We start from the raw sequence: 26178 nt of genomic DNA on the forward strand, positions 1-26178 counted from the left end.
TCTATTCCGCCGCGACTTTGATGACCGGTTCCATGCGCGCCAGTATGTCTTCCGCCAGATGGCATTTGACCTGATGGCCGTCCGCCAGCGTCTGAACCGGCGGCACATGGGATTCACAGCGTCCGTCCGGCACTTCGGATTTCCACCGGCAGCGGGTCTGGAACGGGCAGCCCGGCGGCGGGTTCATGGCCGAGGGGATGTCGCCTTCCAGCACGATATGCTGTTTCTCGATGGACGTATCGGCGATGGGAACCGCGCTCAATAGCGCTTCGGTATAGGGGTGATAGGGCGGGGCAAAGACCTGATCGGTGGTGCCCAATTCGACCACATGACCCAGATACATCACCATGACCCGGTCGCTGAGATAGCGCACAATGGACAAGTCGTGGCTGATGAACAGCAGCGTGGTCTTCTGTTCGCGCTGGATTTCCATCAGCAGATCGGTCACCGCCGCCTGCACCGATACGTCCAGTGCCGAGACCGGCTCGTCCGCCACTACAATCCGCGCGTCACCGGCAAAGGCCCGGGCGATGCCCACCCGTTGCTTTTGACCACCCGACAGCTGACGTGGCATCCGGTCGGCAAAGGCGCGGGGCAGTTTCACCAGATCCAGCAATTCCAGCATCCGCTTCTTGCGATCGGCTTCTGAGTTGCCGACGCCGAAGATTTCCAGTGCCCGGATGATCTGACGGCCTACCGTCATCGATGGGTTCAGCGTGTCGAACGGGTTCTGGAACACCATCTGTACTTCGCCCACGGTCTTGGCATCGCGCTCTTCGATGGGCACGTCTTCGATATTGCGATTGTCCAGCAGAATCTGCCCGTCGGTGGCCGTTTCCAGCCCCATCAGCACTTTGGCGAAAGTGGATTTGCCGCATCCGGATTCACCCACAATGGCCAGCGTCTCGGATTCGTGCGCCTCGAAACTCAGCGTCTCATTGGCCTTCACAACCTTCTTCTCACCACCACCGAACAGGGCGTTTGCCGCTACCTCATAGTATTTTTTAAGGTTGTCCATCTTCAGAACCGTCCGGCCGATCTCGGCCTTCTCTTTCTGCTCACCCACCGTGATCGGAGCATTCCAGTCGATCTCCTGGAACTTCAGGCAGCGCGTGTGGTGCCGGTCATTGCCGGGCACCGCTTCCATCAGGATATCCTTGGCGTCGCAGCGACCCTCTTCGAAATAGTCGCAGCGCGGGCCGAAGTTGCAGCCCGGCGGACGTTCGTGCGGCAGCGGAAAGTTCCCCGGAATCGCCACCAGCGGACGCGAGTTCTTGTCGGCGCCCGGCAGCGGGATCGACCGGAACAACGCCTGCGTATAGGGGTGCTGCATCTCGTCGAATACATCTTTGATCGAGCCGCGCTCGACCGCTTCACCCGAATACATCACGCACAGCCGGTCGCAGGTCTCCAGAACCAGACCAAGGTTGTGCGAGATAAACAGCATCGAGGTGCCGTATTTCTTGCCCAGATCCTTGACCAGTTCGACCACGGCGGCCTCAACCGTCACATCCAGCGCGGTCGTCGGCTCATCCAGGATCAACAACGCAGGTTTCGACATCAAGGCCATCGCGATCACGATACGTTGCTGCTGACCACCCGACAACTGGTGCGGGAAGGAATTCAGCATCCGCTCGGGGTCGGGCAGGCGCACATCGGTCACCACTTCCAGCGCGCGCGAATAGGCCTCTTCGGCGCTGACCCCTTCGTGGATCATCGGAACTTCCATCAGTTGCTTGCCGATCTTCATCGCCGGATTCAAAGAGGCCATCGGTTCCTGATAGATCATTGCGATTTCATTGCCGCGAATGTCACGCAGTTCTTCGGTGGTCATCTCGCTCAGATCGCGGCCCTTGAACTTGATGGTACCGCCCACGATGCGACCATTCTTACCCAAGTCCTGCATCACACCCAGCGCCACGGTGGATTTGCCACAGCCGGATTCACCGACCAGCCCCACAGCCTCGCCCGGCTGCACGCTGACGGAAAAATCCATCACCGCCGGAATTTCCCTCAGACGCGTGAAAAACGAAATCGAAAGCTTGTCGATCTCCAGAATTGGCCCGTCATAATCCGCCAGTTTATTCATCTTGTTACTCCTCGCGAGAGTCCGGGGGATCCCCTTCATCTGGCTAAAAATATCCCGGGGGTCTGGGGGCAGAGCCCCCAGCCTCGATCTCAATCAGTCCTTCAGACTTTCTTCGCGCAGACCGTCTGCCAGCAGGTTCAGACCCAGAACCAGCGACAGCAGGGCCAGCGCGGGCGGCAGGGCAGGGTGCAGATAGATCGACAGCAGCTTGCGCCCCTCGTTGATCGTTGACCCCCAATCCGGGCTTTCCGGCGGCAGGCCCAGCCCGAAGAAACCAAGGGTTCCCAGCAGGATGGTGGTATAGCCAATGCGCAGACAGAAATCGACGATCAGCGGGCCGCGTGCGTTGGGCAGGATCTCCCACAGCATGATATACCATGGGCCTTCACCCCGGGTCTGGGCCGCAGCCACGTAGTCGCGGGTTTTGATGTCCAGCGCCAGCCCTCGCACGATGCGGAACACCGTGGGCGAGTTCACGAAGACCACCGAGACAAAGACCACCAGAATACCGCCCGGTATGTCGAACAGATCCAGATAGGTCGGTAGGCCCCAGATGCTGTAGCTGTCAGTGTTGATGACATAGCCATCGGTCGAGATCAGAGACAGGTAGAGCCAGCCCGCAACGCCCAGTACTCCGATCAGCAGCGGCGTCCGGAAGTTCGGTCGCGTGTAGTAGCGCGAGTTCAACAGAACAGCGAGGAAGATGATCGGGAACACGAACAGGATCGCCGCCATATAGTTCGGCACACCGGTCGCAACGATTTCGGGCGTGACCAGCAGATAGAACAGCAGGATCACCGGGAAGGCCAGGATCAGGTTCGCCAGGAACGACAGCAGCGTATCCAGCCGACCGCCATAGTAACCGGCAGGCAGGCCCAGCGTGATGCCAACCATGAAGGCGAACATCGTGGCCAGTGGGGCGATCTGAACAACGATCCATGCCCCTTTGACCATACGGCTGAACACGTCGCGGGCCAGGTTGTCACCGCCCAGCAGATACCAGGCGTACTGCCCTTCTTCCAGATTGGGCAGTGGTGTACCCGGCACCTTGTTCTTCATGCCCGAGATCTGGGACAGCGGGTCATGCGTCACGATCAGGTCCATGGCGCCGAAGATGCCGGTAAAGACCCAGAACATCACAAGGCCAAAGCCAATCATGCCGATGGGGCTGTCATACAGTTTGCCATAGAGGCCCAGCTTGCGTTTGAACGCGATCGACATGGTATAAAGGATGATCAGCGACACCCAGACAGGCAAAAACTGCTGGGAGATGGCTCCGATTATCCCGGCGCTGGTGCCCATCAGGATGCCCAGTACGATATAGGCAACCGCGATCCCGACACTGGCCAGGAAGCTATAGCGGAGCGCGGCCTGTATCATCGTCCGCAAGCCCGAGCTTGAGCTTAACGTGCCATCCGGGTTCACCGTCATCTGGTCTTCGGGCAGCACGATGCTGGCCAGCATCCAGACGACAATGGACAAAGCCATCAGCGATAGCGCCAGTGCAAATAGCGGGTTCAGGAAGGCGATAGAGCCGGTCCAGGTAAGTGGTTCCATGATCTGACCCTCCTTATGAAATGCGAATGCGCGGGTTGAGGTAGACATAGCCGATATCCGATATCAGCTGCGTCACCAGCACAACAAAGACCGACACGACCGAAATCGCCAGCAACAGCTGGATGTCGTTGTTGCCCGCCGCCTGAACCAGCGCCCAGCCAAAGCCCTTGTAGTTGAACAGGGTCTCGACAATCACCACGCCGTTCAGCAGCCAGGGGAACTGCAGCATGATGACGGTGAAGGGCGCAATCAGCGCGTTGCGCAATGCGTGTTTCATGACGATGTTCGGAAAGGACACACCTTTCAGGCGGGCGGTCCGGATGTATTGTGCCGTCATCACCTCGGTCATCGAGGCGCGGGTCATTCGGGCGATATAGCCCATTCCGTAAAGCGCGATGGTCAATACCGGTAAGAAGAAATTCTCGAACGTCGGGTTCTCCATCGCTTGCGTGGCGGTGCCCTTGAACCATTTCAAACCGACGGCAGAAGAGGTGAAGATGGCGATAAAGATAACGCCCGACACGTATTCCGGTGTTGCTGTCGTCGTGATGGCAAAGGTCGAAAGTGTCCGGTCAGTGGCCGATCCTTCTTTCATTCCCGCCAGAATTCCCAGAATCAGCGCGGATGGGACCATCAGCAGCATCACCCAGAACATCAGCCGCCCGGTCAGGGCCAGCCGGTTGCCAACAACGGTTGAGACCTCTTCCTTGAAGACAGTCGAATACCCCCAGTACCCCTGCAGGATACCGCAGAAATTCGGAGACTCTTCGGCGGTTTTACCTGGCAGAATGCATCTGCCCTGAACCGTGCCGTCCTCATTCGTGTACCGGAACGAGGGCAGGACACCCAGCCATTCGCCATATTTGATCGGCGTCGACTGGAGGTAGCCGTTTTTCTCCAGATAGCTCTCGACCTGCTCATCCGACATCCGGAAATTGCCCTGCGTTTTCGCAAGCTTTTCCAGGTTCGGATAGAGATTGGTCAGGAAGAAGACCAGGAATGTCAGACATAATGCTGTCAAAAGCATGATGCCGACGCGCCTTAGAATGAAAAGTCCCATATTAGCCCCTGTTGGTCGGCCAGCGTGATTTTCATATGGTTTCACGCATCGCTGTTATTTTTGGTCGCCGCATTTAGGACGAAAAGGCCGCGCCAGAGCGGCGCGGCCTTTGTTTGTTTGGCTCAGGACGTGAGGCCGAACTTATAAAGCTGCGGCAGGTCAGCGATGTGCTTTTCGACGCCCACCATATTGTCGCGGTGGTGACGCATCGCAGTCCGCCAGTACGGCTGGATGATCACGCCTTCATCGATCATGATCGCCTGCAGCTTGGCCATCACCTCGCGGCGCTGATCCACATCCGCGATCGAGTTCGCCTCGGCCAGAAGCTTGTCGAACTCTTCATTGGCGAAACCGGATTCGTTCCAGGCAACACCCGATTTATAGGCCAGCGCCAGAACCTGAGTGCCCAGCGGGCGGTGGTTCCAGTTGGTCGACGAATAGGGGTACTTGGTCCAGTCGTTCCAGAAAGTCGAGCCCGGCAGAACCGTATGCTTGGCCTTGATGCCCGCATCGTTCAGCTGAGCGACAACAGCGGCAGTGGTGTTGCGGCGCCAGTCATCGTCGATCGACTGTACTTCGTGTTCAAAATCGCCCATGCCCGCTTCGTCCATCAGCGCCTTGGCGCCTGCCGGATCATACGGAATACGGGTCACGGCCGAGTCATGCTCGGGGTGCATGGGACCAACATGGCAGTTGTCGGCCGGAATGCCGTAGCCTGACATACCCAGTTCCAGACACACTTCGTTGTCCACCGCCATGGCCAGAGCCTGACGCACGCGTTTGTCGCCATAGATCTTGTTGCCGTTCTCGTCCTCGGCCAGCTGGTTCGGACGAATAACAATGGTAAAGCCCGACGGGATTTCCGAGCGGACAAGTCCGATGCCGTCGAAGATGTCGACGAATTCGCCAACCGACTCCCAGTTCATGTCGATCTCTTCGGCCTCATAGGCCGCCAGGAACGCAGCAGGGTCGGTACCGTAGTCGATGAACTCGATCCGGTCGATATAGCCGCCTTTACCGGCCTCATAGCCCCACCAGTCGAAACCTTCGTTGCGGACCAGCACGCCTTTGACCCCAACCTCGTGGCTTTCGGGGATCATGAAGCCGGTGCCAACCGGGTTCGACAACATGTCGTTCGCATCAAAACTGCTGTGGACGATTGCGCCCGGATAGTCGGCCATGCCCGGAATGATGGTGATGTCCGGTGCATTGCACTTCAGTTTCACGGTGTGTGAATCAACAACCGTGATCGCACCGTCTGCCGCTTGCTGGGTGCCTTCGTCGATCAGCGACGCCATACGCGACGCCATCGAGTTGCCTTCCAGACCGGCATCACACCAACCTGCGATGTTGCGGGCCACGTCTTCTGCGGTGAAATCGTCGCCATTGTTCCACTTCACGCCTTTGCGGACGTTCAGAGTGTATTCGGTGGCGTCGTCATTGGCTTCCCAGCTTTCCAGCAACATCGGCTTGAACGAGCCGTCATTGTTGTACTCGACAAGGTATTCCAGCCAACCAGCGGTGAAGGTTGCGATCTGGGTCCAGTCATAAGTCCGCGGATCTTTGAGTGCGCGCACTTCCATCTGATAGCGGATGGTGCCGCCACGCTGCGGTTCTTGTGCCGCTGCGGGCGATTGCAGACCGATCATGCCATAGGCAGCCGGTACCGCCACACCCAGCGCGGTCACGCGGGCCAGGAATTCGCGGCGGCTCAGATTGCCTTCGCGGTATTCCCGAGCGTGCATCTCTGCCGCCCAATGGACCGGTGCTCCGGTAAGGGTTTCTTTGGTCATTAAGGTTTCTCCCTGTGAAACTTGTACGTGTTGAAGAGGATCAGAACCGCTCAGACCGGATCGTGCCGGACAGCAGGTTCTTGGCATTTGTTTTGGACATTGGTCATCCCCATGCCGCTATTCGGCCCCAGAATTCCGGTGACGTCAATGTTCGAAATCGTCATAAGGGGCACAAAAACGACATGACAAGGGGTTGTGGGGCATCCGCCTGTTGTTATGGCGAGCCGTCATTCGCCCTTGCTGCAGGCCGGTTTGGACGGATTCGACCACAGGGGATTCGCCGATGTGAATTCCGGCTTAAAATCTCTTTAGAAATTTTTTGTATCATTTTGAGAAATCGACGCGATTCCAGTTTTTCATCCGTGCGCGAAACCATGTGCGTTGCCGCTTCGCAAAGCGTCGGGTCGAGATGGTGGCGCGTTCGCGCGCTTCTTCAAGGCTGATCTCACCGTCCAAATACGACATCAGCTCGGGTACGCCGATTGCCTTGAATGCGGGAAGTGACGGGTCATACCGGCCCCGCATCGCCCGAACCTCATCCAGGGCGCCCGTGTCCAGCATTTGGTCAAAACGACGCTCGATCCGGTCCAGCAACCATGCTTTATCAACATCAATTACGATTGGAACGCTGTCTTCGATCCTCAGAACCGGCGGCGGTGTGTCGGCCTGCCACGACAGCAGGCTACGCCCTGTGGCTTGCTGCACCTCCCATGCCCGTTGCACCCGCGCGCGGTTGTTTGTGTCGATATTGGTCAGCGTTTGCGCATCGACACCTGCGATCAGATCAGGCAAGGGCAATTGGTCCGCACTCAGCCGGACATCGGTCGGGGTCGCGGGGATCTCGGCCATGCCCTGGGTCAGGGCCGTAAAGTACAGGCCCGTCCCGCCAACGATGATCGGGCGTTGCCCGGCAGACAGCAGTGGAATGACCTCGCGCAGCCAATGACCAGTCGAATAGGTCTGATCATAAGCGATATGCCCATAGAGTTTGTGCGCAGCGCGGGATTCCTCTTCGGCGGATGGTCTGGCCGAGATTACCTGCCAGCAGTCATAGACCTGACTGGCATCCGCGTTGACGATGACACCCCCAAAGGTCTCGGCAATCTGCAAGGCAAGTGCTGACTTGCCCGAGGCCGTCGGTCCGGCGATCAGCACCGGTTTGTTGTCGGGAATTGGAGGCAGCCGGTCCCAAATCTGTGCTGCGGATCGGTCGGCCATAATCGGAAGCCTCATTCCTTACTATCCGCATTGAACCTGCGGAGCTTTTGCTTCATTTTGCGCCGGAAAATAAACCCGTGCCAGCCCGGAGCGCAATATGAGCCTGACCTCGTCCACCGACATTTCGAAAACCAAGTATGACCGCGTTATGCTGAAGATCTCGGGCGAGGCGCTTATGGGGGATCAGGGATTCGGTCTGCACCCGCCAACCGTTCAGCGCATCGCGCAAGAAGTGAAGTCGGTACATGATCTGGGTGTGGAAATCTGCATGGTGATCGGCGGCGGCAACATCTTCCGGGGCCTCAGCGGTTCGGCGCAGGGGATGGAGCGGACTACGGCGGATTACATGGGCATGCTGGCCACCGTGATGAACGCTTTGGGGATGCAGTCGGCACTGGAAGAGATCGGGGTGTTCACCCGAGTAATCTCGGCCATTCGCATGGATGAAGTGTGCGAGCCCTACATTCGCCGTCGCGCTGTGCGCCACTTGGAAAAGAAACGGGTCTGCATCTTTGCCGCCGGTACCGGCAACCCCTATTTCACCACAGACACGGCGGCGACACTGCGCGCCAATGAAATGGCCTGTCAGGCGATTTTCATGGGCAAGAACGGCGTTGACGGAGTCTATGACAAAGACCCCAAAGAGCACGCGGATGCGGTGCGCTATGACACTGTGACCTATGATGACGTGCTGGCCAAACGCCTGCGGGTCATGGATGCGTCGGCCATTGCGCTTGCACGTGACAACAACTTGCCTCTGATCGTTTTCGGCCTGGACGAGCCCGGTGGCTTCCGGGGAATTCTGGCGGGCGAGGGGACCTATACCAAGGTTCAGGGCTGATCTGCGCCGCAGACGTTCATCAGGAAGATAGGGGGAGAGACCGGCAATGGCGCCGTTGGATATAGATTTCGTGCGGGCTCAGTTCCCGGCTTTTTCCGAGCCCAGTCTGAATGGGCAGGCGTTCTTTGAGAACGCGGGCGGGTCTTATACCTGCAAGCCTGTCATTGACCGTCTGACGCGGTTCTACACCCAGCGCAAGGTTCAGCCTTACGCGCCCTATACTGTCAGCGAACTGGCCGGAGCAGAGATGGACGAAGCGCGGGCGCGTCTGGCGGCTATACTCGGTGTCGACACGGATGAGCTGAGCTTTGGGCCGTCGACCACGCAGAATACTTACGTTCTGGCGCAGGCGTTTCGCCAATGGATGAAGCCCGGCGACGCGGTTGTTGTGACCAATCAGGATCACGAGGCCAATTCAGGCCCGTGGCGGCGCCTTGCCGAAGAGGGGATCGAAGTTCGCGAATGGCAGATTGATCCCGAAAGCGGTTCACTTGATCCAAAGGATCTAGAAAATCTGCTGGATGAACGGGTGCGTCTGGTCTGTTTTCCGCATTGCTCGAACGTGGTGGGTGAGATCAATCCGGTGACCGAGATCACCGCGATTGCCCATGCCGCAGGTGCGTTTGTCTGCGTCGACGGCGTATCCTATGCACCGCACGGATTGCCAAATGTCGGCGATCTGGGGCCGGATATCTATCTGTTCTCGGCTTACAAGACCTATGGGCCGCATCAGGGCTGCATGGTGATCCGGCGTAGTCTGGGGGAGATGCTGCCTAATCAGGCGCATTATTTCAACGCGGATACGCTGTACAAAAGGTTCACCCCGGCTGGACCTGATCATGCTCAGATTGCGGCCAGCGCGGGCATGGCGGACTATCTGGATCAGCTTTGTGATCACCACGGCGGGCCTGACGCGGGTGCTGCGGCGCGCGGTGCGTTTGTGCATGACCTGATGCGCGCGCATGAAGTTGCATTGCTGCAACCCCTGCTGGATGCGGTGAAGGATCGCAACACCCTGCGCCTGATCGGCCCGTCAGACGCGGCCCGTCGCGCGCCGACGGTTGCTCTGGCGTTGAACACAGCAGCGGAACCTGTTGCCGCCGAACTGGCCAAGCATGGCGTTATGGCCGGTGGCGGCGATTTCTATGCGGTACGTCCGTTGCAGGCGATGGGGGTTGATCCTGATCAGGGCGTCCTGCGGCTCAGCTTTACGCATTACACGACGCGACAAGAGATTATTCAGCTTTTGGAGGCGCTTGACCGCGTTTTGTGATCCACTATCTGGCCCGTCTCGTAGTTCAGAGAAAACACGGGTCCGATATGGCAACTGAACAGCCAGCAGTCATCTTATGGTTTCGTCGCGACCTCAGGCTCGGCGATCATCCGGCGCTAAGTGCGGCGGCGCAATCCGGCGCGCCTGTTATTCCTGTCTACATACTGGACGATCAAGTACAGATGCTCGGCGCTGCCCCGAAGTGGCGGCTTGAACAGGGCCTGCAGGTTTTTTCCCGAATTCTTGAGAATCATGGCAGCCGTCTGATCCTGCGTCAGGGAAACGCTCTGGACGTGCTGCACCAGTTGGTGGCCGAAACCGGAGCGGGAGCGGTCTACTGGACACGGGCGTACGATCCCGGAGCAATCGCGCGGGATAAGCAGGTCAAATCCACCCTGACCGAGCAGGGGATCGAGGCGCTGTCGTACCCCGGTCACCTCTTGTTCGAACCGTGGACGGTGGCAACCAAGGCCGGTCAGCCCTTTCGGGTCTTTACGCCCATGTGGCGGGCGGTGTTCGGTCGAGATGTGCCGTCGCCCGAGCCAAGCCCCGCACAGATATCGGCACCGCAGGTCTGGCCGCGTTCGGATCGGCTATCCGACTGGCAGCTCAGTCGTCAGATGCAGCGCGGTGCGCGCATCCTCAACCCTCATGTCCGGGCAGGCGAGGGCGCGGCTTTGGATCAGTTGAATGGTTTTCTGGATCGCCTCAGCCTCTATCCCGATCAAAGAGATCGACTGGACGCAGCAGGCACCTCAAACCTGTCCGAATACTTGTCACTGGGGGAAATCAGCCCCCGCACGATCTGGCATCGTGTGCAGAACGCGACGCAGATGGGTGTCTCGGGGGTCGAGCCTTATTTGCGGCAGTTGGTCTGGCGCGAGTTTGCTTATCACCTGATGTTCCATTGGCCGCATCTGCTGAGCGACAATTGGAAACCGGAATGGGATGCCTTTCCCAGGAACACCGATCCGGACAAGCCGGAGGTGCAGGCCTGGAAACAAGCTCGGACCGGAGTGCCTTTGGTCGATGCCGGGCTGCGCGAGATGTATGTGACCGGCAGGATGCACAATCGAGCCCGGATGATCGTGGCAAGTTATCTGACCAAGCATCTGGCGACACATTGGAAAATCGGTATGGACTGGTTCGCTGATTGCCTGATCGACTGGGACCCGGCGGCGAATGCGATGGGATGGCAATGGGTGGCGGGATCGGGTCCGGACGCAACGCCGTATTTTCGGATCTTCAACCCGGATACGCAACGCGAGCGCTTTGATCCAAATGCCGAATACCTGCAGCGTTGGATCGCCGAAGGGCAGGCAAACCCGTCCGCGACTGCATTGTCTTATTTCGATGCGATACCCCGATCCTGGGGGCTTTCCCCAAAAGATAATTACCCGGACCCGGTCGTCTCATTGGTCGCAGGCCGCGCCCGCGCGCTCAGCCTCTATGAGTGCTACAAAAACCAGTAAGGAACTGAAAACTTGCCAGAAACCGAATCCCGCCCTAGCTTTATCCGGCAACCGCAGAGGGGAGAGCGGATGTTTCTGACTTCCACAGAGGGGCAGGATAACCTGCCGAGATATTTCGCACAGGTCTTCAAGATGCTGCAGCGGATGGAGTCCGGGCGGCTTGACATTGCCTTGCCGGACGGTCGCGTATTCCGCGCGGATGCGCCAAATCCCGGCCCAGTAGCCCATGTCGATATTCATGACCCCGAGGTTTTCGCCCGTCTGGTACGCGAGGGCGAGTTGGGGTTCTCGGACGCGTATCTGGAAGGCGACTGGAGCACGCCCGATCTGCGCAGTTTCATGGACCTTGTGCATCTGGGAACGGAAACAGTCTATGATGATTTTACCGGACAGTTTCTGGTTCGCGCCTATGAGCGCCTCAGATTCTGGCTGCACCGTAACCACCGGTCTCAGGCAAAAAAGAACATCTCGTACCACTATGATCTGGGGAACGACTTCTATGGGATGTGGCTGGATGACACCATGACCTATTCCAGCGCGATCTTTGAGACCGGGCAGGAGAGCCTGGAGAAGGCGCAGACAGCAAAATATGCCAGTCTGGTGGATGAAATGGGGGCCAAGCCGGGGGATCACATTCTGGAAATCGGCTGCGGCTGGGGCGGATTCGCCGAATACGCCGCAAAAGAGCGTGGCCTGCGAGTGACCGGCCTGACCATCAGTCAGGAGCAGTTGAAGTTTGCGCAAGATCGTATTGAAAAAGCAGGACTATCCGATCTAGTTGACTTCAAGCTGCAGGATTACCGTGACGAGCAGGGCCAATATGACGGCATCGCTTCGATCGAGATGTTCGAGGCGGTTGGCCAGAAATACTGGCCCGCGTATTTCGACACGGTTCGCGACCGTCTGAAACCCGGCGCACAAGCAACGCTGCAGATCATCACCGTCGCCGATCATCGTTGGGATATCTACAAGAACGGCGTTGATTTCATTCAGAAATACATCTTTCCGGGCGGGATGCTTCCGGCGCCGACCATCCTGAAACAGCAGATCACCCAAGCGGGGTTGTGCGTGGTGCGGTCAAAGGAGTTCGGCAAAAGCTATGACCTGACCCTGCGGCGCTGGTACGAGACATTCAATTCCAAATGGGACGAGATTTCCGAACTGGGCTTTGATGAGCGTTTCCGCCGCATGTGGAATTATTATTTGACCGCGTGTGGCGCAGCCTTTGACACCGGTAATTGTGATGTGACACAGATCACTGTAGCCAAACCCAGTTGAAGACGGAAAAACCGAATGCCTACAGCCTCACGTCTTGTCGCAGCCTTTTGTCTGCTGGTGGTGGCGTTCATCGTGTCGGGGATGGTGATCTCCAACGGCGAAGAAGGCAGGGATTACGGCTATTTCACTTTTGTGAACATGTTTCTCGGTGTTGTCTGTGGCTGGGTTGTCATGGGTAAACGGGCCGGACGCGGATGGACGGCAGCGGTCAACAACGGTCTGACCGGGGTTACTGCAATGGTGTTCTGGGGCCTTTTTGTTCAGGGGGCGAACGAAATGTTCACCCTTGCCATGCGCCAGCGTTATGGCGGTCCGTTCGAAGCGCTGCTGGCCATCTTCAAGTTGGGAGTTGAAATGGGTGAGCAATTGCTTGTGCCCGAAATACTTCTGACCTTTGCGATCGGTTCGGTCGTCAGCGGTATCTTGACCGAAATCGCCGCGCGCCGCTGGCGCTGAGCCACTACGATAATACCCGAGTTCCTGAACCATGTCCGATCTGTTTTTCTACGGCACCTTGCGCCATATACCATTGCTTGAACTGGTGCTGGGGCGGCCTCTGGCCGAACTGACGATTGCCCCGGCCACGTTGAGCGATCATGCGGTATATAGCGTGAAAAACCAGTTTTTCCCCACGATTGCGGCTGAAAAGGGAAGTATTGCCAAGGGGCTGCTGGTTCAGAACCTGAGCATCGAGGACTTGCAAAGGCTGGCCTACTACGAGGGCGGGTTCGACTATGATTTGCGCAACCAACAGGTCGAACGCGCCGACGGCTCGACGGCTGTGGCTCAGGTGTTCCATCCGCAGCCCGGTCAGTGGACGCCGGATCAGCCCTGGTCATTGCAGGATTGGATTGATCGCTGGGGTGCAGTCAATCTTCTGGCAGCCGAAGAAGTCATGGCACATTACGGACAGGTTGAGGCTTCGGTTATTGCCCGCAGTTTCCCGGCCATACGCACGCGGGCTTGGGCAAGATTGGCGGCCCGGCATCGGGTCGACGGAGGTCAATGCGATCTGGCGCGGGACGTAACCGTTCATCAGCATAGACGCCCCTATGTCGGCTATTTCGGCATGGATGAGGTTGAACTGCAGCATCGACAATATAATGGCTCGATGGGGCCGGTTCTGCATCGCAACGGGTTGATGCAAGGCGCGGCCGTTATCGTCCTGCCATACGATCCCGCCCGCGATACGGTGTTGCTGGTTGAACAGTTCCGTGCACCGGTCTTCATGATCGACGACCCGAACCCCTGGCTGTGGGAGCCGGTCGCGGGAATGATCGATCCGGGTGAGACACCGGAACAAGCGGCCCACCGGGAAGCGCAGGAAGAGGCGCAGATCACACTGAAACATCTGGAAAGTGCCGGAGGCGCCTATTCCTCCAGCGGGTCATCAACCGAGTATGTTTATCTGTATGTCGGTCTGGCTGATCTGACGGATACGGTCGAAGGCGCAGGGGTCGCCGCCGAAGGTGAAGATATCCGCAGCAAAATCCTGCCCTACGATGCGTTTATGGAACAGGTGGACGCCCATGTTTTCAAGGACCTGCCGCTTTTGACTCTGGCCCATTGGCTGGCACGAAACCGTGATCGGCTGCGGGCATAGCTATCGCGGCTTGTGGTTGTGGCGGGGCGCCTGTAAATCTTCTGCGATACCAAGTGAAAAGAGGGTGCTATGCGCATTGCACGAGACCTTGCCGACGCGGTCGGTAAAACACCTTTGATCCGGCTGCGCCGCATCAGCGACGAGACCGGATGCGAGATTCTGGGCAAGGCCGAGTTCATGAATCCGGGCCAGTCGGTCAAGGATCGCGCGGCGCTCTATATCATCCGCGATGCCATTGCGCGCGGCGATCTGAAACCCGGTGGCACGATTGTCGAAGGTACAGCGGGCAATACCGGGATTGGTCTGGCGCTGGTCGGGGCCTCGATGGGCTTCAAAACCGTGATCGTGATCCCCGAAACCCAGTCGGAAGAGAAAAAGGACATGCTGCGCCTGGCCGGGGCACAGCTGGTGCAGGTGCCCGCCGCGCCTTATCGCAACCCCAACAACTTTGTGCATTATTCTCGCCGTCTGGCCGAAGAGCTTGCTCAGACCGAGCCCAATGGCGCGATCTGGGCGAACCAGTTCGACAATGTGGCCAACCGTCAGGCGCATGTGGAGACCACGGGTCCTGAGATTTGGGAGCAGACGGGCGGCAAGGTCGATGGCTTTATCTGCGCCGTCGGTTCGGGCGGGACGCTTGCAGGCGTCGCTGATGCGCTGCAGCCCAAAGGGGTCAAGATCGGTCTGGCCGATCCGATGGGCGCGGGGCTTTATTCCTATTACACCACCGGCGAGATCGCGATGGAGGGGGGCTCGATCGCGGAAGGTATCGGTCAGGTGCGGGTGACGAAGAACCTCGAAGGGTTCACGCCCGATCATTCCTATCAGATCACCGACAACGAAGCGCTGCCCTATATCTTCGATCTGCTGCGCGAAGAGGGGCTGGTCATGGGCGGCTCGACCGCGATCAACATGGCGGGCGCGGTGCGACTGGCGAAAGAGATGGGGCCGGGACATACGATCGTGACGATCCTGTGCGATTATGGCACCCGCTATCAGTCGAAACTGTTCAATCCTGAATTCCTGCGCGAAAAGGAACTGCCCGTTCCCGACTGGATGACCCAGGCACCGCGCAGCATACCAGGTGTGTTCGAGGACGTGTGATGGTGCGACAGGTCCGCCTGTTTCTGATTCTATGCGCCTTGTGCCTGTTTGGGTTGGGCGGGATGGCCTCGGCTCAGCTGACCGACCGGCAGAGCGAATACTATAAGGAATGGATCAGCACGGCGGACCGCGCTGTGTCCGTGATCAGTGCAAATCGGGCGTCGAATGCGGCGCTCGAGAATCTGCGCGCAGAGATCAACGGTTATCGCGAAGACTTCAACAAGGCGCGTGGTGCAAACACGGATCGCATTCAGACGCTGGAAAGTCAGATCAAGGCTCTGGGTGATCCGCCGGCGGATGGCGAAACGGAACCCGAGGATATAGCGCAGTTGCGCGAGCACCTGGAAACGCAGCTTAACAGTCTGCGGGTTCCGCGCATTATCTCGGAAGAGGCGTTCAGCCGGGCGAACGGTCTGATCAGTGAAATCGACCGGATCATCCGTGATCGTCAGACCAAAGAATTGCTTGAAAGAGGGCCGTCGCCGCTCAATCCGGTCTACTGGGCCCCCGCATGGGTCGATGTCACGGAAGCTGCCCGCAGCCTTATCAACGAGACCACCAAGAATTTCAAAACCGACGTGGTGCGCGAGCGGATCAATGAACGCAGTCTGGGCATTCTCGCGTTGCTCGCGATTGCAGCGGTATTGCTGCTTTATGGGCGGTACTGGTCCGAGAAGGGCGGCGCGTATCTGCGCTCGCTGGGCGGGCAGGGCAGCGGCGTCTGGACCTTCATCGTCTCACTCTTTCGCATATTTCTGCCCTGGCTGGGCGTCTGGGCTCTGGTCGAAGCGGTCATGCTGACCGGGGTGCTGGGTCTTCGCGGCACGCTTTTGTTCGACAAGATACCCTACTGGGCCGCGATCATTTTCTACTTCGATTGGATCGGCAGACAGATCTATCTGATGGGCGCTGCTCAGAATTTCCAACGTTTGTCTGAAGGCAAGATCAGGGAAATCAGAGTATATATCGATCTGCTGGCGGTCATGCTGATCCTGCACGAATTGGCGCAGTTGTTCGAGCAGATCGAAAATATCTCGGATGCAACAAGGGCTGTGGTTGGTTTCCCGGTCGTTTTGGCAACGGCATTGCTGTTGCTGCGTGTGCGTCAGGTCAGACAGGTTGACCCTGTCGAACAAGACACGCCGCGCCGCGCTGCCGGTTTCAGCCAATTGGTCGAATTCCTGAGACGTGCGCTGTTCCTGCTGGGGATCGCGACGCCTGTACTGGCGGCGTTCGGTTACATCAATGCGGCAGAGGCGATTGTGTTCCCGGCGATCAAGACACTGGTTCTTATCGCAGCGCTGGTGATCGTGCAGCGATTCTTCAGCATGGTATATGGATGGCTGTCGGGGCAGGGCGAGGCCGCGCGGGATTCCCTGTTTTCGGTGTTGGTCGGGTTTGCGCTGGCCATTCTGGCGCTGCCGATACTGGCTATCTACTGGGGCGCGCGCGAAACCGACCTGCTGGAAGCCTGGTCGCGCCTGCTACTGGGCTTTGACATTGGCGGCGTCACGATCTCGCCCAGCAACTTCCTGACTTTTGTGGCCGTTTTTGCCATTGGTTACACGCTGACCCGGCTGCTGCAGAGTGGGCTGAGAAACTCTCTGCTGCCCAAAACCAATATCGACCCGGGCGGCCAGAACGCCATCGTTTCAGGCACCGGCTATGTCGGCATCTTCCTGGCTGCGCTGATTGCTATCATGATTGCAGGCTTTGATCTGTCCTCGCTTGCGATTGTGGCTGGTGCCTTGTCGGTCGGGATCGGTTTCGGACTGCAGACCATCGTGTCGAACTTTGTGTCGGGCATCATTCTGCTGGTCGAACGTCCGATCTCGAAAGGCGACTGGATCGATGTGAACGGTATGATGGGCTATGTCCGCGATATCTCGGTCCGGTCGACGCGGATCGAGACCTTTGACCGCTCGGATGTGATCGTCCCCAACTCAGACCTGATCAGCGGCGTGGTCACGAACTACACGCGCGGCAACACGATTGGCCGTTTGATTGCGCCGGTCGGTGTGGCCTATGGCACCGATACCCGCAGGGTCGAGACCATTTTGGGTGAGATCGCGAATGCGCATCCAATGGTGTTGGCGAATCCCGCGCCCAGCGTGGTGTTTCAAGGGTTCGGGGCAGATTCGCTGGACTTCGAAATTCGCGCGATCTTGCGGGATGTGAATTGGGTGCTTTCAGTCAAATCCGACATGAACCACGAGATCAACCGCCGCTTTGTCGAAGAAGGCATCGAAATTCCCTTTGCTCAGCGCGATGTCTGGCTGCGCAATGCCGAAGTGTTGCGGGCTGGTGGGGGCGCGGAAGAGGTCGGATCACCAGAGTCGAGCACGCCCGCAGAGCGCAGCACGGGCCCGGTTGACCTGACAGAATCCGATCTGGATTCCGCTGACGGGGACGAGCTTTAATTCACCCGTAATCGGGCCTTGCAAATCCGGTTTCGATGGTCCAAATAACGCCGACACGGAGAGGTGGCCGAGTGGTCGAAGGCGCACGCCTGGAAAGTGTGTAGGCGGGAAACCGTCTCCAGGGTTCGAATCCCTGTCTCTCCGCCATATTCCCCAATCGCGCGGCATAATTGTTAATCAACACACCTCTGGCCCTGCCATTTGGCCGGTGTTCTTTCGCCTTATGCGCAAAAAAGTTAACAAAACTGTCAATTTGATATAACCTCATAGTGTTATTGCCACTAATCAGTCGGTTTTGTGTTGTGAGTCAGTCGATTTATGAAAAGTATGGTGGCTTCAAAACCATCAGCCGCGTTGTGATGTCATTCTATGAAATGGCATTGGAATCCGATGAGATCGGAGATTATTTCGATGATATCGACTTGCCGCGCCTGATTGATCATCAGACCAAGTTTGTCTCATCCCTGATAGGGGGGCCGGCCTCGTTCAGTGACGACCGGATCGAGGCGGTGCATAGACATCTGAATATTTCACATTCGGACTTTGACGAGATGGCAACGCTGTTCAGCGAGGCCCTAGCCATGCATGGAATGTCCGAGCCGGACATAAATGTGGCGCTGGCCGCGATTGAAGGCAAGCGCGCGATCATCGTAACCCGGAACGCGGCATGAGCATTCTGGCCATCAATGAGCATCTGCTCCGCGCGATTGGCGTAGGTGTCGCCGTTTTGCGCGCGTCGGATCTGACTTTCGTTTTTCACAACAGCCCGTTTGCCGAATGGTTTGGAAAGCCGGAAGAAGGGCAGACGATTTTGGATCTGTTGCCCGATCTCGACCCCAGAGAGCTTGAAGACGTAAAGCAATCCGGTTTGCGCTATTCCGTCGAGCTGCAGATTAAACCCAAGCGGCGCACGTTGATATTCGCAACCACCGTGTCGCTTGCCAACGGGCTTGAGGAACAGGTCCTGGTCGTGGAATGCCAGAACATCACGAAAATCCGCGAGTTGGAAAGCATGATCGACAGCTATTCAACCATGGTCGAGCGGAATACGCGTGAACTGGAACGTGAGAAAGAGCGTGTAGAGCGCCTGTTGCTGAATCTGATGCCCAAGGCGGTCTACGAAGAATTCAAAACCTTCGGCGTTGTCACACCGCAATTGTTCGAACAGGTGTCGGTGGTGATGCTTGATTTCGTGGGCTTCACCGATTTCGCGGCCAGAACTGATCCGACGGTCACGCTGAGCGAGTTGAATGATATTTTCACGGCCTTTGACCGGATCGTCGAACAGTTCGGCTGTGAGCGGATCAAGACCATCGGTGATGCTTATCTGGCCGTTTCTGGGATGCCGGATGAGACGCCCGATCATGCCACCGCAGTCGCCCATTGTGCGGTACGGTTCCTGCGATATCTGGAACGGCGAAATGAAAGCCATCCGCATAAATGGCAGGCGCGTATCGGGTTGGGGATGGGGCCTGCTGTCGGCTCGGTCGTGGGTATTCAAAAATACGTCTATGACGTTTTCGGGCCTGCAGTGAATATCGCCTCACGCCTGCAGGTATTTGCCAATCCAATGCGGATCGTGGCGCCAGAAGAGATGAAATATGCGCTGATCGATGAGTTCCAGATCACCGATATCGGGCCGGTCGATATCAAGGGCATGGGGCACATGGACCTGATCAACGTGACATCGCGTTTGAACTCACCCGCAACCAGCCGGGTGTTCTGAACCTTCAGTCGTCCTGCGCCACCAACCCCAGACCCCGTAGATATATGCCGATTCCGGATTCCAGCAGATCCTCGGGCGGAAACGGAGAGCTCGCGCCGGTGTTGCGCGCATAAAGTTCGACCACCCCATGGCTCATCGCCCAGATATGTGCGCTGAACATTGATGCAGGTGGGCGTTTTTCTGGTGGAATATGCTGCGACAGATCACTGGCTGCCTTCTCAAGCACGTTTTTGGCGCGGTTGGCCGCAAGGGCAAGCTCGGGCGTCCGGTTGATCGAGATGCCGCTTTCGAACATTGCGATGTAGTGCCCGGGATGTTTGCGGGCAAAAGCCAGATAGGCACGGCCTGTCGCCTCGAACGCGGCGAGGGCCGAGGGTTGCCCTTTGTCATAGGCAAATTGCATCAGGTCGGCGAACATCTCGAATCCTTGGCGCGCGGCCTCGGCGATCAGGTCCTCGCGCCCTTCGTAATGTCGGTAGACGGCGGCCGGCGTGACACCAGCGGTTTTGGCGGCCTCTGACAGCGTGAACCCGGTCGGACCTTTCTGCTCGATCAGCGATAAGGCCGCTTCGATCAGCGCTTGTTTCAGGTTTCCGTGGTGATATCCGCGTTTCGTCATCCCGGCCTCAGGCACGTTTCTTCTTATATATGTATGAGTTGCGTCCGAAACCAGCAGGTTCAGGCATCCCAGATATCAGGCCCGCCACTGATTTTGTCATCGGGTGCGCCAACAACGTCCGTATCCTTCCCCTCATATTCCAGCGCGCCGAGCACCGTGCGAATGGCCGCCAATCGTGCCCGTTTCTTGTCATCCGATCGGATGATCGTCCAGGGACAGTTCTCTGAATGGCTGCGGGTCAGGGTCTCGGCGATGGACTGGCTGTATTCGTCCCACTTGCTGAGACCGGCCACATCGATGGGGCTGAGTTTCCATTGCTTCAGGGGATCCGTCTCGCGGGCGAGGAACCGGTTCAACTGTTCGGCGCGTCCGACATTCAGCCAGAACTTGAACATGTGGATTCCGTCATTCCTGAAACCGGTTTCCAGAGGAAGGACCTGCCGGAAAAACCTCTCACGCTCATCATTGGTGCAAAAGCCAAAGACGTTTTCGACGACACCGCGATTGTACCAGCTGCGGTCAAAAAAAACGACCTCACCAGCCGATGGCAGGTGCGAGATGTAGCGCTGAAAATACCACTGGCTGCGTTCCGCATCCGATGGTTTGCTGAGCGCCACGTTACGTGCGCCGCGAGGGTTAAGGTTTTCGCGGAACCGCTTGATAGTACCGCCTTTTCCGGCAGCGTCACGACCTTCGAACAGGATTGCGACCCGCTGGTCCGTTGCCTTGACCCAGGATTGCATCTTTACCAGCTCGATCTGCAGCGCATCCATCTGCTCGTCATAATCCTTGCCCTTCATCTTTTCAGAATAAGGGTAGGTTGGGTTCAGGATGTCGCCCTTGCGGGAATCCTCAATGGCGGCTCGAACCTCTTTCGGTGCTTCATTCCGGAAATAGCTTTCGATTGCGCCCTGATCTTTTCGGGTCATGTAAGCCCTCGCCATAAAATCCAAATCTTACTATGGATTACGGATTGCACTAACGCAAACCCGCGCGTTCTGCGGCGCGATTTATGGCGGCGGCGACCTCGGCGGCGGCAACGACTTGTGGCATATGTCCGATACCGTCCAGTTCGATCAGTTCCGCGCCCGGGATTTGTTCGATCAGCCGTTCGGAATGCCAACCCAGCCCTACAGTATCATCTGCGGTGCCGTGAACGATTTCCGTCGGGACAGAGATTTCGCCATAGCGCGGCTGAAGTTCGGTCACCTCATCCAGCAGGTTGGCGCGTTGTTTCGCGTTTGCATGCATCGAGGCGCGGCGCATGGTCAGACCCGGGCCGAAATGTTCGGCATACCCCTCGGGCGCTTTCTGCGGCGCAAATACCTTGTCCAAAGCCTTGGTGACATACCAATCAGGTACATAGGCAGCGATCAAGGGCAGGGCCAGCGCATTCCCGGCCGAGGTCGCGCCGATGGTGTTGAACGCATCAAGCGGCGTTTCCCACGGAATGGCAGCCGGGGCGATCAGAACAAGCGCCGAGATATTATCGGGCCGTGTGACAGCCCATGCCAGCGAGACTGATCCGCCATAGCTCTGGCCTGCAACGATGGGCTTTTTCGCCCCGAGCAGAGCCGCCGCTTTCTGAAGGATTTCGGCTTGTTCCACAATGGTTTCACCATCGGGGTTAAAGCTGTCAGAGTACCCAAGGCCCGGCCGGTCGAACACGATAACCCGGAAATTCTCGGCCAGTATAGGTGCCAGTGCAAACGTCATGTCGCGGGTATTGCCGCTTGAGCCGTGGATCAGCACCACATCGGGGCCTTCACCCATGACGACTGCATGTACCGAGACCCCGTCGACATCGACAATCTGTCCCTCGGGCGGGAACAAGGCTTCGGCCTGTGCTTCGCGCTGCGCGCCGCGCCAAGCGGTGGCCGCAGCGACGCCCGCGGCCAGGATACACAGGGATATCAGCAGCTTACTGGCCAATTTTGTTCAGATCGAACGGTGTTGTCTGGTAGATGGAGTTGATCCAGTTTCCATAAAGCAGGTGTGCATGGCTGCGCCAGCGGTTCTGCGGATCCTGAGTTGGATCGTCGTCCGGGTAATAGTTGATCGGTACGTTGATCGGCGTGCCGTTGGCGACGTCACGGTCATATTCCTGCTTGAGCGTATCGCTGTCATATTCGAAGTGATTGAAGATATAGAGCGCGCGATGCTCGGGGTCCTCGACCAGGCAGGGGCCAACGTCGTCGCTGCCCAATAAGGTGATCAGGCCCGGCGCTTCGTCGATCTCGGGCTGACGCATTTCGGTCCAGCGGCTGACCGGTATGACGCAATCATCAGAAAACCCACGCAAATACGGCGAAGCAGGTGCCAGATTTCGGTGCCGGAAGCAGCCAAAGGCCTTGGCGTCCAGCATATGTTTCCTGACGTCGTGGAAATGGTTGATCATCGCCATGCCACCCCAGCAAACGCCAAAGGTCGAATGCACGTTGGTCTGGGTCCAATCAAAGACTTCACGCATTTCGTCCCAATAGGTCACATCGGGGAATTCAAGATGCTCAATCGGGGCACCGGTGATGATCAGGCCGTCGAATTTCTGATCCTTCACCTCCTGAAAGGGGTGATAAAACTCGGCCATATGTTCAGAGGCCGTGTTCTTGGTCTTGTGCTCGGTCATACGGATCAGGGACAGCTCGATCTGCAACGGGGTTGCGCCGATCAGGCGTGCGAACTGGTTTTCCGTCTGAATCTTCTTGGGCATCAGATTTAACAGGCCGATCCGCAAGGGGCGGATGTCTTGCCGTGCAGCCTGATCCTCGGCCATGACCATGACGCCCTCGTTGGTCAGGACATCAAAGGCGGGCAGGTCTGAGGGTATTTTGATAGGCATAAGGTCACGCTGTTGAATCTGCGAAAGAAGTCTGGAACTTAGGTGGGGTTGCGGCGGGTCTCAAGGGTGCGTTCGATCAACTCATCGAAATCACTGCTGTCGCGCACCTTGGCGATGTCATCGGCCGAGATCGTAACACCCCAGTTGCGCGCCATGGCCTCATACCGGGGTTGCCGATGCGCCAGCGCCTGCGCATAGGTCCAGCGGATGAAGGCGTCTGGGTCGACTTCATCACCGCTGCAACCCTGTAGCGCAAGATAATCGTCCCAGACACGGGCCAGAAACTCGGCCTGATAGGACATCGGTTTAGGGGCCTTGTCAAAACGGCGGATCAGTTCTTCGGTATGTGCATCGTCGCCCTTGATCCAGATCATCAGGGTTTGACGGGACAGTTCGGTCAGGATCTGATCGCCCGGATCATCGGGTTCGACCCATTCGCAGATTGAGCCCCCGGTATCGCAGATGAAATGCGGGTAATGATACAGACGCCGGGCGCGTTCAATGAAGTATTTGGTGTCCAGAAGGGCATGGATTTCAGCCAGCCGGAACTGCTCTTGCCGCATCTGGTATTCAGATATCTCCAGACCGCCCAATTCCGGGTTGCCGGGTTTGCCCAGATAGGCCGAGACCGGGGTCAGGTTTTCAAAGCTGATATTCGATCCGATATAGATCGAGTCCGACAGCAGCAGATCGCGCAGGAAGGGAACCTTCATCGCCTCGGCTTTGGCATTGTCGGTGATGTATTCACCCATGTACCGGGTGCCGATGCGGTAATCTATCGAATAGTGAAACCAATCGCCGGCATCGCGGAGGGTGTTCGAGACATAGGACTTACCCAGCCCGGACATGCCAAAGAACAGCACTTTTTTCCGTTCGGCCTCGCGCCAGTCTTTCGCTGAGCTATAGATCATCGTCCGCCGTCCCTTGTTTTGCCCTAGCTAAAACGGGCGGTTGGCGGCGTCAATCGCGTCTGCGGGATTGGCTGAGGATTAAAAGTCCCAACGCCAATATGGCAAAACCGATGAAGGCGCGCGAGGGCAGGGCCTCATCCCGGACCAATGCGCCCAGCAGGATCGAGACCGGCGGGATGATCAACGTCACCAGCAGTACATTGCCGCTGCCACCCTGTTGCAGGACGCGGTAGTAGAGCAGATAGGCCCCGGCGGTTGCCACCAGCGCGTAGTAGCCGATGGCGACCCAGGTCAAGGCAGGAAGGTCAAGTGCAGGAACGCCGTCGATCATCAGGGTGACTGGCAGCATGATGATCGTCGATGCGGTCAGCATCCCCGCGGCGGCGATTTGTGGCGAGAGGCCGCTGAGATACTTGCGCGCCCAAACAGCGGCGAAGGCATAAGAAAGCGTGCCGGACAGAATGGCCAGTTGCCCCAGATTGCTCAGGTTGAAGCTTCCAAACTGTCGAAGGCCGATAGTGACCGATACACCCAGAAAACCCAGCGCGACGCCCAGAAGGCGCGTCTTGCTCAGGCGTTCATCGCGAAAGAAAATGGCCGCCAGTAATACTCCGAAAATGGCTGTAGTGGCGTTCAGGATCGAGGTCAGTCCAACTTCGACATAAAGCTGCCCCCAAGCCATAAGCGAAATGGGAAGGACATTGTTCAACACGCCCATCACAAAGAATGCCCCCCAGATGCGCGGATCGCGCGGGATTGGTTGTCTTTGCAGCCAGATAACGACCCAGAGCGCAAGCGACGCCCAGAAGACCCGGTGAAAAACCGAAGTTACGAACGGGATTGTGTCCAATGCGATCCTTATCGCCAGAAAGGATCCGCCCCATATCACGCCCAGCAGGATCAGTTCGGCCCACGCGCGGGGAGAAAGATTTTTTTGATCAGCCATGGCCTGTTCTCGCATCCCGCCAGTGATTGATCGACCCGGAACATGCGAGAAAGCCCCGCCAGACGGGCGAGGCTTTTAAGTTGGTCTTTGGATAGTATCAGTCCAGAGCGTAGGTGATCTGGAAACCAACGCTCCAGGCGCTGTTGCCGGTGAAGGTGGCGCGGTTGTCCGGGCCGGTACCGTTTGCAGTGGCGTCACCGATGTCGGTATAGCGAACGCCGCCCGAAACCTTTGCCTTTTCAAACGAGTAGGTGCCACCAAGTCCGATGCTCCAGAATCCGTCCGTCGGACCTAGGTTGGACACAGAGTTCCCTTGCGAGCTTTCATAGCCCAGCGTGACCGCACCCGAGAATTGTTCCGAGAACTGATATCCCAGGCCGAGCGAATAGGTCCAGGTGGCCTCTTCGTAATCAACCAGATTGATACCTGTCAGGCCGGTATAGACCGGCGGAGCGTAAACCGTCTGCGGCCAGTCGACCCAGCGGACCGAACCGAACAGCAGGGTTTTCGGCGCGACCCCGGTCTGGAAGTCGAGGTTGACCGATTGCGGCGTCACAACCTCGGAGGTTGAGTCTGCGCTTGTGCGGCCAACGGTCGGAATGCCGGGGGGGAAGATGAAACCGTTGACGAAATCATTCGCTTCGGTCTGCGACAGGTCATGGGTGATCTTCGAGTTGTAAGTCAAGGCAACCCGGGCCGCGATATCCGGGCGTTCCCATGCGACACCAACAACATAGCCAAAGTCGATTTCAGCATCTGTTTCGACGCGATACCCGCCTGAGGGGAAAGGCTGGGTGCCCGCACCGGCGATTGGCACCGAGACGCTTGCTTTCAGGCGCTGTGCCCGAACACCGCCGATGACGCTGAAGCCGTTATCCAGCTTGTATCGCAATAGCGCAGTGACCGCGTCTGTGTCCGCCTTCGCACGCAAAACATCCGTACTGCCGCCCGGAAATCCAGACAGGAGGTTCTGCGACAGCGGATAGTCGGCATTGTATTCGACATCGGCGCCAAACGGTTGATCGTAAACCAGCGCAAAATCCAGTTTTTCGGTCAAGGCCGTCTTGAAGGCGAGGTGCGGAGTGAAGAAGCTGTTTGCAATATCACCTGAGTCGATGGTTTCACCAAAAGTAGGGCTGACCGGAATCTGGTCTTCCATCGTGCCGCTGACGCTCGGATCCGTATAGCCAAGCCGGAACTGGGCGACGGTGCCTTCCTCAAACAAAATATTGACACCCTGACCGCTTCGGTCAAGACCGCCCGCTTGTGCAGCTGTCGCACCCATACATAGAGCGCACGCTTTGATCAGCGTTTTTTTCATTTATTCCTCCCAAATCCTGTCCTATCGCCTGTTACGTGCACCCTCACATGCACACCCGGCTTCGTTACCGGTTGTTACTGTCTTAATCCTTAAAATAAGGTCAACTGG

Annotated in this window: 22 protein-coding genes and 1 tRNA gene; 11 read left to right on the forward strand and 12 right to left on the reverse strand. The window is 57.7% G+C overall.

All coding sequences use genetic code 11. The annotated features are described in order from the left end of the window. Nucleotide 1 precedes the first annotated feature (1 nt). From ACR0K9_RS04115 to miaA, 5 genes are all read right to left on the reverse strand, one after another. Complete coding sequence (locus tag ACR0K9_RS04115; protein ID WP_480820994.1) at nucleotides 2-2089, reverse strand: dipeptide ABC transporter ATP-binding protein; 2088 nt, start codon at nucleotides 2087-2089, stop codon at nucleotides 2-4. Between the two features lie 93 nt (nucleotides 2090-2182). Further along, nucleotides 2183-3646 (reverse strand): ABC transporter permease, encoded by a 1464-nt coding sequence (locus tag ACR0K9_RS04120; RefSeq protein ID WP_480820996.1) that lies wholly within the window; start codon nucleotides 3644-3646, stop codon nucleotides 2183-2185. A gap of 13 nt (nucleotides 3647-3659) precedes the next feature. Next, a complete protein-coding gene (locus ACR0K9_RS04125; RefSeq protein WP_480820998.1) occupies nucleotides 3660-4706 on the reverse strand; it encodes an ABC transporter permease in 1047 nt (348 codons plus the stop codon). Between the two features lie 122 nt (nucleotides 4707-4828). Then, a complete protein-coding gene (locus tag ACR0K9_RS04130; RefSeq protein WP_480821000.1) occupies nucleotides 4829-6499 on the reverse strand; it encodes an ABC transporter substrate-binding protein in 1671 nt (556 codons plus the stop codon). Between the two features lie 324 nt (nucleotides 6500-6823). Further along, nucleotides 6824-7732 (reverse strand): tRNA (adenosine(37)-N6)-dimethylallyltransferase MiaA, encoded by a 909-nt coding sequence (gene miaA, locus ACR0K9_RS04135; RefSeq protein ID WP_480821002.1) that lies wholly within the window; start codon nucleotides 7730-7732, stop codon nucleotides 6824-6826. 82 nt (nucleotides 7733-7814) lie between these two features. Here miaA and pyrH point away from each other — a divergent pair, with 82 nt between their 5' ends. The 11 genes from pyrH to ACR0K9_RS04190 all read left to right on the forward strand — a co-directional run bounded on the left by pyrH (nucleotide 7815) and on the right by ACR0K9_RS04190 (nucleotide 19434). Continuing rightward, complete coding sequence (gene pyrH, locus ACR0K9_RS04140; RefSeq protein WP_480532757.1) at nucleotides 7815-8558, forward strand: UMP kinase; 744 nt, start codon at nucleotides 7815-7817, stop codon at nucleotides 8556-8558. A gap of 46 nt (nucleotides 8559-8604) precedes the next feature. After that, nucleotides 8605-9831 (forward strand): aminotransferase class V-fold PLP-dependent enzyme, encoded by a 1227-nt coding sequence (locus ACR0K9_RS04145; protein ID WP_480821004.1) that lies wholly within the window; start codon nucleotides 8605-8607, stop codon nucleotides 9829-9831. Between the two features lie 47 nt (nucleotides 9832-9878). Continuing rightward, nucleotides 9879-11303: a cryptochrome/photolyase family protein gene (locus ACR0K9_RS04150; RefSeq protein WP_480821006.1), complete on the forward strand. Its 1425-nt coding sequence runs from the start codon at nucleotides 9879-9881 to the stop codon at nucleotides 11301-11303. A gap of 69 nt (nucleotides 11304-11372) precedes the next feature. Next, nucleotides 11373-12581: a class I SAM-dependent methyltransferase gene (locus ACR0K9_RS04155; RefSeq protein ID WP_480821008.1), complete on the forward strand. Its 1209-nt coding sequence runs from the start codon at nucleotides 11373-11375 to the stop codon at nucleotides 12579-12581. A 15-nt stretch (nucleotides 12582-12596) separates the two neighbouring features. After that, a complete protein-coding gene (locus ACR0K9_RS04160; RefSeq protein WP_480532749.1) occupies nucleotides 12597-13037 on the forward strand; it encodes a TrgA family protein in 441 nt (146 codons plus the stop codon). 31 nt (nucleotides 13038-13068) lie between these two features. Further along, nucleotides 13069-14184, forward strand: coding sequence for an NUDIX domain-containing protein (locus ACR0K9_RS04165; protein WP_480821010.1), 1116 nt, complete (start codon nucleotides 13069-13071; stop codon nucleotides 14182-14184). Nucleotides 14185-14253: 69 nt separating this feature from the next. Next, the gene (locus ACR0K9_RS04170) at nucleotides 14254-15288 is read left to right on the forward strand and encodes a cysteine synthase A (RefSeq protein ID WP_480821012.1); all 1035 of its coding nucleotides are present in this window, start codon (nucleotides 14254-14256) and stop codon (nucleotides 15286-15288) included. After that, nucleotides 15288-17708, forward strand: a complete 2421-nt coding sequence (locus ACR0K9_RS04175; protein WP_480821014.1) for a DUF3772 domain-containing protein — start codon at nucleotides 15288-15290, stop codon at nucleotides 17706-17708. Before ACR0K9_RS04170 ends, ACR0K9_RS04175 begins: the two co-directional genes overlap by 1 nt. 57 nt (nucleotides 17709-17765) lie before the next feature. Next, nucleotides 17766-17855 (forward strand) — tRNA-Ser (locus ACR0K9_RS04180). A 155-nt stretch (nucleotides 17856-18010) separates the two neighbouring features. Continuing rightward, on the forward strand, nucleotides 18011-18379 hold the full coding sequence (locus ACR0K9_RS04185) for a group I truncated hemoglobin (RefSeq protein ID WP_480821016.1): 369 nt from the start codon (nucleotides 18011-18013) through the stop codon (nucleotides 18377-18379). Continuing rightward, nucleotides 18376-19434 (forward strand): adenylate/guanylate cyclase domain-containing protein, encoded by a 1059-nt coding sequence (locus ACR0K9_RS04190; protein ID WP_480821018.1) that lies wholly within the window; start codon nucleotides 18376-18378, stop codon nucleotides 19432-19434. The genes ACR0K9_RS04185 and ACR0K9_RS04190 overlap by 4 nt, the downstream gene beginning before the upstream one ends. A gap of 4 nt (nucleotides 19435-19438) precedes the next feature. Here the strand turns inward: ACR0K9_RS04190 and ACR0K9_RS04195 are convergent, their stop codons facing one another. From ACR0K9_RS04195 to ACR0K9_RS04225, 7 genes are all read right to left on the reverse strand, one after another. Then, nucleotides 19439-20053: a TetR/AcrR family transcriptional regulator gene (locus tag ACR0K9_RS04195; protein WP_480532737.1), complete on the reverse strand. Its 615-nt coding sequence runs from the start codon at nucleotides 20051-20053 to the stop codon at nucleotides 19439-19441. A gap of 59 nt (nucleotides 20054-20112) precedes the next feature. Continuing rightward, complete coding sequence (gene ppk2 / locus ACR0K9_RS04200; RefSeq protein WP_480532735.1) at nucleotides 20113-20982, reverse strand: polyphosphate kinase 2; 870 nt, start codon at nucleotides 20980-20982, stop codon at nucleotides 20113-20115. 49 nt (nucleotides 20983-21031) lie between these two features. Further along, entirely contained in the window at nucleotides 21032-21985 is a 954-nt protein-coding gene (locus ACR0K9_RS04205) for an alpha/beta fold hydrolase (protein WP_480821020.1), read from the reverse strand. After that, the gene (gene metA, locus ACR0K9_RS04210; protein WP_480821022.1) at nucleotides 21975-22892 is read right to left on the reverse strand and encodes a homoserine O-acetyltransferase MetA; all 918 of its coding nucleotides are present in this window, start codon (nucleotides 22890-22892) and stop codon (nucleotides 21975-21977) included. Before metA ends, ACR0K9_RS04205 begins: the two co-directional genes overlap by 11 nt. Nucleotides 22893-22930: 38 nt before the next feature. Beyond that, nucleotides 22931-23803 (reverse strand): ATPase, encoded by an 873-nt coding sequence (locus ACR0K9_RS04215; protein ID WP_480821024.1) that lies wholly within the window; start codon nucleotides 23801-23803, stop codon nucleotides 22931-22933. A gap of 49 nt (nucleotides 23804-23852) precedes the next feature. After that, a complete protein-coding gene (locus tag ACR0K9_RS04220; RefSeq protein WP_480821026.1) occupies nucleotides 23853-24749 on the reverse strand; it encodes a DMT family transporter in 897 nt (298 codons plus the stop codon). A gap of 97 nt (nucleotides 24750-24846) precedes the next feature. Then, a complete protein-coding gene (locus tag ACR0K9_RS04225) occupies nucleotides 24847-26070 on the reverse strand; it encodes an OmpP1/FadL family transporter (protein WP_480821028.1) in 1224 nt (407 codons plus the stop codon). Between the last annotated feature and the right edge of the window lie 108 nt (nucleotides 26071-26178).

The sequence above is a fragment of the Ruegeria sp. L12 genome (assembly GCF_056531745.1).